Below are 9,782 nucleotides of genomic sequence, written 5' to 3' on the forward strand. Positions count from 1 at the left end.
GTGGCGGCCAGCATGTAGTCGTCGTAGTTGCCCGGGTAGACGCGCAGCTCGCCGTAGTCCAGATCCGCCATGTGGGTACAGACGGAGTTCAGGAAGTGACGGTCGTGAGAGATGATGATCATGGTGCTTTCACGTTCGTTGAGCACCTGCTCCAGCCAGCGAATGGTGTTGATGTCCAGGTTGTTGGTCGGTTCGTCCAGCAACAGGATATCGGGGTTGGAGAACAGCGCCTGTGCCAGCAGCACCCGCAGTTTCCAGCCCGGCGCCACTTCGCTCATCGGGCCGCTGTGCTGCTCAAGGGGAATGCCGACACCCAGCAGCAGCTCGCCTGCACGCGCTTCAGCGGTGTAGCCGTCATATTCGGCGACCAGACCTTCCAGCTCGGCGGCCTTCATATAGTCTTCGTCGGTGGCTTCGAGGTTGGCGTAGATGGCATCGCGCTCGGCGATGGCCGCCCACAGCTCGGTGTGACCCATCATGACCACGTCCAGTACGCGCATATCTTCGTAGGCGAACTGATCCTGACGCAGCTTACCGATGCGCTCGTTGACGTCCAGGCTCACATTACCGCCAGTGGGCTCCAGATCACCGCCGAGGATCTTCATAAAGGTGGACTTGCCACAGCCGTTGGCGCCGATAAGGCCATAGCGGTTGCCGCCGCCAAACTTGACGTTGATGTTCTCAAACAGCGGCTTGGCGCCGAACTGCATGGTGATGTTGTTGCTACTTAACAAGGTATGTGTCCCGATTGGTCTGTCAAATGGCGCGCATTATGGCACAGATCCCCCGAAAGTTTTAGCGAGAAGTGTGATCTTGATCGGGGCAAGCGGGGCGTGCAGCCGATTGATGGGCAATAAAAAAAGCCGGCTTGAAGCCGGCTTGGAAGGATGAACTTGATCTGTTAGTGGGAAGTTGCGCCAGAGGCCCCCAGCCCGGTTTGGGAGCGAACGAACTGCGGCAGGAACTTGGCATGCTCGTCGGCGGCGTTCTGGGAACTGTCGGTGATGGAGAAGAACCAGATCCCGATGAAGGCCAACCCCATGGAGAAGAGGGCAGGGTATTCGTAGGGGAAGATGGCCTGGGCATGGCCCAGCACTTTCACCCACACGGTCGGACCCAGGATCATCAGGGTCACTGCGCTCGCCAGTCCCAGCCAGCCACCGTAGACGGCGCCACGGGTGGTCAGGCGTGACCAGAACATGGAGAGGAACAGCACCGGGAAGTTGCAGCTGGCGGCGATGGAGAAGGCCAGACCGACCATGAAGGCGATGTTCTGCTTCTCGAACAGGATCCCCAGACCAATGGCAACCACACCCAGCACCAGAGTCGTCATCTTGGAGACGCGCAGTTCATCGGTCTCGTTGGCCTTGCCCTTCTTCAACACGCTGGCATAGAGGTCATGGGAGACCGCAGAGGCACCGGCCAGGGTCAATCCGGCAACTACCGCCAAAATAGTGGCAAATGCCACGGCAGAGATGAAGCCGAGGAACAGACTTCCACCCACTGCATCAGCCAGGTGGACGGCTGCCATGTTGGTGCCGCCCAGCAGGGCGCCGGTGGCATCCTTGAAGGCCGGATTGGTGCTTACCAGCAGGATGGCGCCAAAACCGATGATGAAGGTGAGAATGTAGAAGTAACCGATAAAACCAGTGGCGTAGAACACCGATTTACGCGCCTCTTTGGCATCGCTCACGGTGAAGAAGCGCATCAGGATATGGGGCAGGCCGGCGGTACCGAACATCAATGCCAGACCGAGCGAGATGGCGGAGATGGGGTCGGAGACCAGCCCGCCCGGGCTCATGATGGCGGAGCCTTTCTCGTGCACTTTGACCGCTTCACTAAACAGGGCGCCGATGTCGAAGTTGACCGATTTCATGACCATGATGGCCATGAAGCTAGCACCGGAGAGCAGCATCACTGCCTTGATGATCTGCACCCAGGTGGTGGCCAGCATGCCGCCAAACAGCACGTAGAGCACCATCAGGATACCAACCAGCACCACGGCCACATGGTATTGCAGGCCAAACAGCAGCTCGATCAGTTTGCCGGCACCGACCATCTGGGCGATCAGGTAGAGGGCGACTACCACCAGCGAACCGCAGGCGGAGAGGGTGCGCACTTCAGTCTGTTTGAGACGATATGAAGCGACATCGGCGAAGGTGTATTTGCCGAGGTTGCGCAGCCGTTCGGCGATCAGGAACAGAATGATGGGCCAGCCCACCAGAAAACCTATGGAGTAAATCAGGCCATCGTAGCCGGAGGTGTAGACCAGCGCGGAGATCCCGAGGAAGGAGGCGGCGGACATATAGTCACCGGCGATGGCCAGACCGTTCTGGAAGCCGGTGATACGGCCACCGGCCGCATAGTAGTCGGAAGCCGAGCGGTTGCGCTTGGAGGCCCAGTAGGTGATGAACAGGGTAGCGGCCACAAACACCAGAAACATCACGATGGCGGCGACATTAAGGGGCTGACGCTCCACGGCGCCAGAGATTGCATCGGCCGCCAGCAGGGGAGAGGAGGCCAGTGAGGTCAACAGCAGCAACTTGCCTTTCATGATTGCACCCCTTTGAGGATCTTCTGGTTCAGTTCATCAAACTCGCCGTTGGCGCGAAAGACATAGACGCCGGTCAACACGAAGGAGGAGAGGATCAATCCTACCCCGACAGGAATGCCGCGAGTAATGGTCGAACCTTCGCTCAAGGGGGTGCCCAGCCAACCGGGGGCAAAGGCGATGAGCAGAATAAACGCCAGGTAGAGTCCCAGCATCAGAGCCGAGAGGGCCCAGGCAAAACGCTGGCGCTTGGCGACCAGCTCCTGGAAGTTGGGATCTTGCTGGATCCTCAGATAGCTTTGCTGTTCCATTGCAGTTCTCCATGACATGAGTGTCAGCGGTGGATGGGGTAACCCCGACGAGCAGGCAATCTGCTCATGTAAGCAAAATGTGAATTAAATGTTATTTCTCGACAATTAGACTTTGGGATAAGTGAGCGGCGAGCCGCAGGTCAGGCGCAGGTAGATAAGCGCGGCCGTGGTGGCATCGGCAAGGGCATCGTGGGCGGGCAGGGGGGGCAGCGCCAAGTGACGGCAGATGGCACTCAAGTGGAGGTCAATCGCAGCATCGGGGTAGCGGCGATAGAGGTGGTCATGATAAAGCTGGCTCACCTCGATCCCTCGCTGGGGCAGGGTCAATCCCCACAATTTTTGGCAGGCGAGATTGAGAATACGCAGATCGTAGGCGAGGTGATAGCCCACCAGTTCGCGCGGGCCGATATAGTCGAGCAGCAGGCGCAGCGCGGCTTCCAGCTCCATTCCCTGTTGCAGATCCTGATGGCGCAGACCGTGGATCACCACAGATTGGCTGGTCAGGCTGGCCGGTGGCTGTACCTTGATGGCGAGGGCCTCACCGGTCAGCAGCCGGTTGCCCTGAATGCGCACCGCCCCGATGGAGACGATCTCGGCCTGCTCGGGATCGAGACTGGTGGTCTCGAAATCGAGGGCGATCCGTTCATCTTCCGGTGGGGTGGCAAAGAGCGGCGCGAACTCGCCAGTTCGGAACGCACGGCCATACCAGTAGCGTCGAACGCGGCTCAACATGGCTATTGTCTCAGACGAAAGTGCAAGGTGAGCCACTGCTGGAACTTCTTAACCTGATGCAGCGCCTGACGCAACAGATCCCGCTCGCTGTGGCTAAGCTCGCTTGTCTGCACCCGACTATTGCCCCCCTTGAGCTGGCTGCGCAGCCTCAGCCGGATAAAGAGCCGAAACGCCTCTGCCAGATTGCTGCCATAGTCGGCACTGAGCCGATCGGCTGCCACCAGCGCATCGATACGCCCCAGGGTTGAGGTCTCCAGAATGCCAGCCTCAAGGGCCAGCATGCGGATACCGTGCACCAGCGGAAACAGGCCGCCCCGCTTGAGATCCAGCCCTTCCGGTGGCTGCTCCAGCCTGCCAAACAGAGTGAGGGGGGCATGAAAGGCCACCGCCGGTCGCACCATCTCCGCCAGCAGATCCCGCCTGTCCGCCAACTGCTCGCGCAGCGCTCTGGCAACAGGCAGATGCAGCTGTCGATCCCCCGCGATGGGGTGAGCATCGGCCAGGGTGGCGAGCCAGAGCAGCTCCTCCTCACTGGCCGTGGTGCAGGCGCTGGCAATGGCGCTTTGCCACTCATCGCCTGTTTTTACCCAGGCCGGATTGTTCACCATTACCTGCCCGGGGCACAGCGGGTAGCCGAGGCGCTCCAGCAGGGCGCTGAATTCGGCCAGATCGGCTGCCTGGGTGGGCCATGCCAGCCCCTCTGGCAGGATCAGGGCGTTGTCCTGATCGGTTTTGAGGATCTGCTCGCCGCGCCCCTCCGAGCCCAGCATCAGCAGGCAGACCTTATCCTGCACCTCGGGGGGGATCACCAGCGCAAAGGCTTTGGCGATAAGCTGTTCGTTGATGGTGGCGATGAGCTTCATCAAAAAGGCGGTGTGGATCCCCTGGGCAAACAACGATCTGGTCAATTGTTGCTGCTCGCGGGCCACCGCCTCCAGTGCCGGCAGGCTGTCGGCGCGGGCGATACGCAATGTCAGCACGTGGGAGTGGGTCGAGAAGAGCCCCAGCACCTGGGTCAGTTGCAGGATCCCCGCCACTTCGTTGCCGCGCCACACCACCAGTCGCTTGATGCGATGGCGGGTCATCAGCAGCAGGGCATCAAACAGATAGCTCTCCAGCGGCAGACCGATGAGCGGCGTGGGGGTCAGCACCGAGAGGGGGGCCGTCAGCGGCAATCCCTTGAGGGTCAGGGCATGGAGCAAGGTCTTGCGGGTTGCCAGCGTGAGCGAACCGTCGTGGGCGGGGTAGAGCAGACAATCTGTCCCCTGGCTCACCATGGCTTCGGTAGCTGCCAGCAGTGACAGCCTGCTGTCGACGATAAGCGGTGCCTGCAGGTGGCCCGGTTCGATGCGTGTCAGGATAAACTCCGCCAGATTCTTCTGCCCCAGTTGTTCGCGTTGTTCCTGCTGGCGTTGGCGCTCGGCCAGATTGGCGGTGAAGTAGCTGGCAAACTGCGGATCCTGCTCACAGAGCGTCAGAAATGTGTGGCGAGGAATGAGTTGGCAGAGGCTATCTTCCAGCGCGGTGAAGCGGTGGCGGCAGCGGCCGTCAAACTGGGCGCGCACATCGAACAGGTCATCGACCCCGTAATCACCAAACTGATGGTGAGGGGCCGACTCTTCCACCGCCCCCTTGATGATGAGATAGAGGCCGGGAGGCTCGTCCCCCTCCTTGAGCAGCAGATCCCCGGCCCGAAAATAGCAGAGCGAGAGGTGGCGGGAGAGCCGCTCGCGCGCCTCCTCATCCAGTCGGTCGAACGGTGGTCTGGCAAAATTGAACAGGGTTGACATGACAGCGTCCTCTGCTGGCTTGCGGCACTCATGCAGCTCCCAGTGTGACAAAGGGAGGGGGAGGCGACCAGCCGACTTTAGTCTCAGCTGTACCGCCTGTTCACACTCTGATAACGTGGTGGTATGACCAGTGAGTCAGTTTCAGGGATCAAGGGGAGGACAAGGGAGATGGAAAAACCAAGGATCAAGTGCGAGATCCACGACGGGATTGCCGAAGTGATGCTGACGCGGGGGGATAAACTCAATGCGCTGGACCGCGCCATGTTCAGCGCCATCGATGAGACATTGACGCAGCTCGCCCGGCACAAGGGGCTGCGGGCGGTGATCCTGCATGGCGAGGGGCGAGCCTTCTGCGCCGGGCTGGATGTGAAATCCATGCTGAGACAGCCGGTAGCGGCGCTCGATATTCTCAAGCGTGAAGCAGACGAGGCGACCAATCTGGCCCAGCGGGTTGCCTATGGCTGGCACCAGCTGCCGGTGCCGGTGATTGCGGTGACCCAGGGAGTCTGTTTTGGCGGTGGCTTGCAGATTGCGCTCGGCGCCGATTTTCGCTTCAGCACCCCCGATTGCCGCTTCTCGGTGATGGAGATCAAGTGGGGCATCATTCCCGATATGAGCGGTAGCGTCACCATGCGCAACCTGATGGGAGTGGATACCGCCATGGAGCTGGCCATGAGCGGGCGCGAGCTGGATGCCATCGAGGCCAAATCCCTCGGGCTGGTGAGTCGGGTCTGCGCCGATCCGCTGGTGGAGGCGCGGGAGTTTGCCCGCACTCTTATCACCAAGTCGCCGGATGCACTGGCGGGGATCAAGCAGCTCTACAGTCAGGCCTGGGCCCGCAGCGATGAGGCGATGCTGAAGGAAGAGACCCGCTTGCAAAAGCAGATCCTGGGGCGACCCAATCAGTGGCGGGCCACCCTTAACAGCCTGTTTCGCTGGCGCCTGCCCTTCGGGCCGCGCCGCAATCCGCTCTGAGATGAGGTGACAGGAAAAAGAAATGGCAGCCGAGGCTGCCATTTTTATCGAACGGTTATTTCGTGTCGGTTTAGGAGATCTTGCGATCCTGATCCGGCTCGAACTGATGGCCCGATTTCTCCCGCTCCAAGTTCTCTTCGGAGCGTTTGCCCACCCAGTAATCGGCGTTCTTGATGCCGAGCTTCTCCGGGTGGAATACGGGGTCAATCCCTTGTGCCTGCTGCGCTTCATAATCCTTCAGACAGGTGAAGGCGGTTTTTTGCAGCAGCAGGATGGCGATGATGTTGAGCCATGCCATCAGGCCGACCCCGATATCACCCATGCCCCACGCCAGATCTGCCGTCTTGACGGTGCCGTAGACAGTGGCAGCCATCAGCGCAATCTTCAGCAAGAAGGTGAGCCAGGGGCGATTTATCTTGCGGTTGATGTAGGCGATGTTGGTTTCGGCGATGTAGTAGTAGGCAACGATGGTGGTGAACGCGAAGAAGAACAGCGCGATGGCCACGAAAATGCTGCCAAAGCCCGGCATCATGCTCTCCATGGCGGTCTGCACATAGCCCGGGCCTGCTGCGATACCGGCAATACCCGTGTAGATGGCGGCGCCGTCCGGCCCTTGTACGTTATAGAGGCCGGTGATCAGCAGCATAAAGCCGGTGGCGGAGCAGACGAACAGGGTGTCGATATAGACGGAGAACGCCTGCACCAGACCCTGCTTCGCCGGGTGACTCACTGCCGCAGCAGAGGAGGCGTGCGGCCCGGTACCCTGACCCGCTTCGTTGGAGTAGACCCCGCGTTTTACCCCCCACATGATGGCCAGACCCAGAATGGCACCGAAACCGGCATCCAGACCGAAGGCGCTCTTCCAGATCAGCAGGATCACGCCCGGCAGCTGGCCGATATTGAGGGCGATGATGACGCAAGCCACGATGATGTAGCCCAGCGCCATAAAGGGTACTACGGTACTGGCGAAGTTGGCGATGCGCTTGACGCCACCGAAGATAATAAAGCCGAGCAGCAGCGCCAGACCGGCGGCTGTGACGTTCGGATCGATATTAAAGGCGGTCTGCAGGCTTGAACCGATGGAGTTGGCCTGCACGCCCGGCAGCAGCACGCCGCAGGCGAATACGGTCGCGATGGCGAAGGTCCAGGCGTACCACTTCATGCCAAGCCCTTTCTCGATATAGAAGGCCGGGCCGCCGCGGTATTCACCGTTGATCTTCTCTTTGTAAACTTGACCCAGAGTGGACTCCACGAAGGCGGAGCTGGCGCCGAGGAAGGCAACCATCCACATCCAGAACAGGGCGCCCGGGCCACCGAAGGTGATGGCGGTGGCCACACCGGCGATGTTACCGGTACCCACGCGACCTGCCAGGGTCATGGCCAGCGCCTGGAAGGAGGAGACACCGGCATCGGTGCTCTTGCCATCAAACATCAGGCGCACCATCTCTTTCATATGACGCAGTTGCAAAAAACGGGTGCGCAGGGAGAAGTAAAGACCGACCCCCAGACACAGGTAGATGAGCGCAGGGCTCCAGATTACACCATTGATGGCATTGACGATTTCATTCATGTACAACAACTCCTTTGTTGTGTTTGTGGCGCTGTCTTGGCGAGATCTTGGCCTCGCTCTCTGTCACAGTTAGGGGCTCATTTGTTAACAGTCTGAGGTAAGCAAACGAGGGTGGCTCCGAGTGGTTTGGCAGGGCGCAAACACGCGCCATGCATGGCTTGTAACATATCGAGTTGTATCGGTGCTTCCCAGCGAAAAATGTTGCATTGTTGCAAATTTGTGAATTGACAAGGGTGGGGGGATAATGGCAGGCAGCGTTTTCTATGAGTAAAGATGAGATCCTCCTTGTTGATCTGCGCCGGACAATGTGACGGGCGTAACACAATGGAAAGCAAACATGAGGCCAACAATGAAAAATGACCCTGACACCTTGACGATCCGTCCCCCTGAGGCAGACGACGGGAGCTCCATCGCCCACCTGTTCAGCCAATTGGGGTATCCTGCCGAAGGCGCTGACGTGACGGCGCGCCTGTTGGCGCCGGATCCCGCGAGCGTTGTGCTGCTCGCCTCCCTGGCCGACAGAGTGGTCGGTGTGCTGGTGTGGCACAAACTGGCACCGCTGCATGTTGCACCAGCTTGGGGCCTGATCTCGGCGCTGGTTGTCGATGAAGGGGCAAGAGGGGCGGGAGTGGGCGCAGCCCTGCTCAAGGGCGCCGAAGCGATAGCGCGGGCCGCAGGTTGCGCCCAGCTGGAGCTATCCAGTAGCCTCAAGCGCGAGGCGGCCCACCGTTTCTATCTGGCGCAGGATTATCAGGAGCGGCCGAAACGGTTCGTCAAACTGTTGTAACCTGTTTTTTGCATCAAAAGAAGGAGTAGGCGTGCTGGGATGGTTCAAATGGCTGGGTGGTCGCCCGCAAACGCCCATGAGTGAGGATGAGTTGGCGCTGTGGCGTCAGGCGCTGGCGGCTGTGCCCATCTTGCAAGGGCTCAGCGACACCGAGCAGACAATGCTTATCGGCTTGGGGCAACAGCTGCTCAAGCGCAAGACCCTGAGCCTGATCGGGGTCGAGCTCAGCCGCCGTCAACAGGCGGTGCTGGCGCTGCAGGCGGCGTTGCCCATCTTGCACCTTGGCCTTGACTGGTATCGCGGCTTTCACGAAATCATCATCATTCCCGAGCCCGTGACCCGGCGTCAGGAAGTACAGGATGAGTTCGGGCTGGTGAGCGAGTTTGAAGAGGAGAACGCTGGCGAATCCTGGCCGCAAGGGCCGCTGGTGCTGGCCTGGAGCGAACTGCAGCAGGATGGCGACTGGGACGGCTTTAATCTGGTGATCCACGAGCTGGCCCACAAACTCGATATGCTGGGTGGTGAGGCGGACGGTGCGCCGCCGTTGCCGGGGCAGATGAGCAGCCTGCTGTGGCAACAGGCCTTTCAGAGCGCCTTCGATGCGCTGTGCCAGCAGCTTGATCGGGACGAGGTAACCGCTATCGATCCCTATGCGGCTGAACATCCCGCGGAGTTTTTCGCCGTTAGCTGCGAATGTTTCTTTACCGATCCGCTGCGGCTGCAGCAGGTTTATCCCGCGGTATACCGGCAACTGAGCCAGTTCTTTAGCCAGGATCCCGCCCTACGTTTCCCCGTGACCCGCTTGCTGGCGGGGGAGGTGGACGCCGGGTCACTTAGCTGATAACCGATCGGTTGAATGGTTATTCGAGATAGCAAAAAGGCACCCGAGGGTGCCTTTTTTACAATCTGAGTGGCTTGCCTATCAGGCAGCGGCTTTCAGCTGTACGGCGGCGGCTTTCTTGTGATCGCCGATCGGCATCACGGTGCGGCCGAACTGCTCGTTGATCACGGTGGCCATGGCCAGGTAGATGGCGCTGGCGCCACAGATGATGCCTTCGAAACCGGC

The 9,782-nt window shown here is 60.0% G+C and carries 9 protein-coding genes; 3 read left to right on the top strand and 6 right to left on the bottom strand.

Annotated features, from left to right (window positions below; all coding sequences use genetic code 11):
• From G5358_RS18630 to G5358_RS18650, 5 genes are all read right to left on the bottom strand, one after another.
• Window positions 1-734, bottom strand: a 734-nt coding sequence (locus tag G5358_RS18630; protein ID WP_421324678.1) for an ATP-binding cassette domain-containing protein, incomplete at its 3' end; no start/stop codon positions are given.
• 167 nt (window positions 735-901) lie between these two features.
• Entirely contained in the window at window positions 902-2,554 is a 1,653-nt protein-coding gene (locus G5358_RS18635) for a cation acetate symporter (RefSeq protein ID WP_040068108.1), read from the bottom strand.
• Window positions 2,551-2,862 carry a DUF485 domain-containing protein gene (locus G5358_RS18640; protein WP_040068110.1) on the bottom strand — a complete coding sequence of 104 codons (312 nt, stop codon included), beginning with the start codon at window positions 2,860-2,862 and terminating at the stop codon, window positions 2,551-2,553. Before G5358_RS18640 ends, G5358_RS18635 begins: the two co-directional genes overlap by 4 nt.
• 105 nt (window positions 2,863-2,967) lie before the next feature.
• Window positions 2,968-3,594 carry a 3'-5' exonuclease gene (locus G5358_RS18645; protein ID WP_216953779.1) on the bottom strand — a complete coding sequence of 209 codons (627 nt, stop codon included), beginning with the start codon at window positions 3,592-3,594 and terminating at the stop codon, window positions 2,968-2,970.
• A gap of 2 nt (window positions 3,595-3,596) precedes the next feature.
• Window positions 3,597-5,384 (bottom strand): putative nucleotidyltransferase substrate binding domain-containing protein, encoded by a 1,788-nt coding sequence (locus tag G5358_RS18650; protein ID WP_216953777.1) that lies wholly within the window; start codon window positions 5,382-5,384, stop codon window positions 3,597-3,599.
• A gap of 168 nt (window positions 5,385-5,552) precedes the next feature.
• Between G5358_RS18650 and G5358_RS18655 the strand changes: the two genes are divergently transcribed.
• A complete protein-coding gene (locus tag G5358_RS18655) occupies window positions 5,553-6,359 on the top strand; it encodes a crotonase/enoyl-CoA hydratase family protein (protein WP_216953774.1) in 807 nt (268 codons plus the stop codon).
• A gap of 70 nt (window positions 6,360-6,429) precedes the next feature.
• On the opposite strand, the gene G5358_RS18660 is transcribed toward G5358_RS18655, so the two are convergent.
• The gene (locus G5358_RS18660) at window positions 6,430-7,929 is read right to left on the bottom strand and encodes an alanine/glycine:cation symporter family protein (RefSeq protein ID WP_100645999.1); all 1,500 of its coding nucleotides are present in this window, start codon (window positions 7,927-7,929) and stop codon (window positions 6,430-6,432) included.
• Window positions 7,930-8,278: 349 nt separating this feature from the next.
• Between G5358_RS18660 and G5358_RS18665 the strand changes: the two genes are divergently transcribed.
• A complete protein-coding gene (locus G5358_RS18665; protein WP_421324679.1) occupies window positions 8,279-8,716 on the top strand; it encodes a GNAT family N-acetyltransferase in 438 nt (145 codons plus the stop codon).
• Window positions 8,717-8,792: 76 nt separating this feature from the next.
• A complete protein-coding gene (locus tag G5358_RS18670; RefSeq protein ID WP_421208520.1) occupies window positions 8,793-9,557 on the top strand; it encodes a zinc-dependent peptidase in 765 nt (254 codons plus the stop codon).
• Window positions 9,558-9,782 lie beyond the last annotated feature (225 nt).

It is taken from the genome of Aeromonas sp. 604176, assembly GCF_049170755.1.
Classification (GTDB): Bacteria; Pseudomonadota; Gammaproteobacteria; order Enterobacterales; family Aeromonadaceae; genus Aeromonas; species Aeromonas veronii_A.

Coding starts and splice junctions, on each gene's coding strand:
- G5358_RS18655 (WP_216953774.1), top strand. CDS start 5,553: ATGGAAAAACCAAGGATCAAGTGCGAGATCCACGACGGGATTGCCGAA.
- G5358_RS18640 (WP_040068110.1), bottom strand. CDS start 2,862: ATGGAACAGCAAAGCTATCTGAGGATCCAGCAAGATCCCAACTTCCAG.
- G5358_RS18670 (WP_421208520.1), top strand. CDS start 8,793: ATGAGTGAGGATGAGTTGGCGCTGTGGCGTCAGGCGCTGGCGGCTGTG.
- G5358_RS18660 (WP_100645999.1), bottom strand. CDS start 7,929: ATGAATGAAATCGTCAATGCCATCAATGGTGTAATCTGGAGCCCTGCG.
- G5358_RS18665 (WP_421324679.1), top strand. CDS start 8,279: ATGAAAAATGACCCTGACACCTTGACGATCCGTCCCCCTGAGGCAGAC.
- G5358_RS18650 (WP_216953777.1), bottom strand. CDS start 5,384: ATGTCAACCCTGTTCAATTTTGCCAGACCACCGTTCGACCGACTGGAT.
- G5358_RS18635 (WP_040068108.1), bottom strand. CDS start 2,554: ATGAAAGGCAAGTTGCTGCTGTTGACCTCACTGGCCTCCTCTCCCCTG.
- G5358_RS18645 (WP_216953779.1), bottom strand. CDS start 3,594: ATGTTGAGCCGCGTTCGACGCTACTGGTATGGCCGTGCGTTCCGAACT.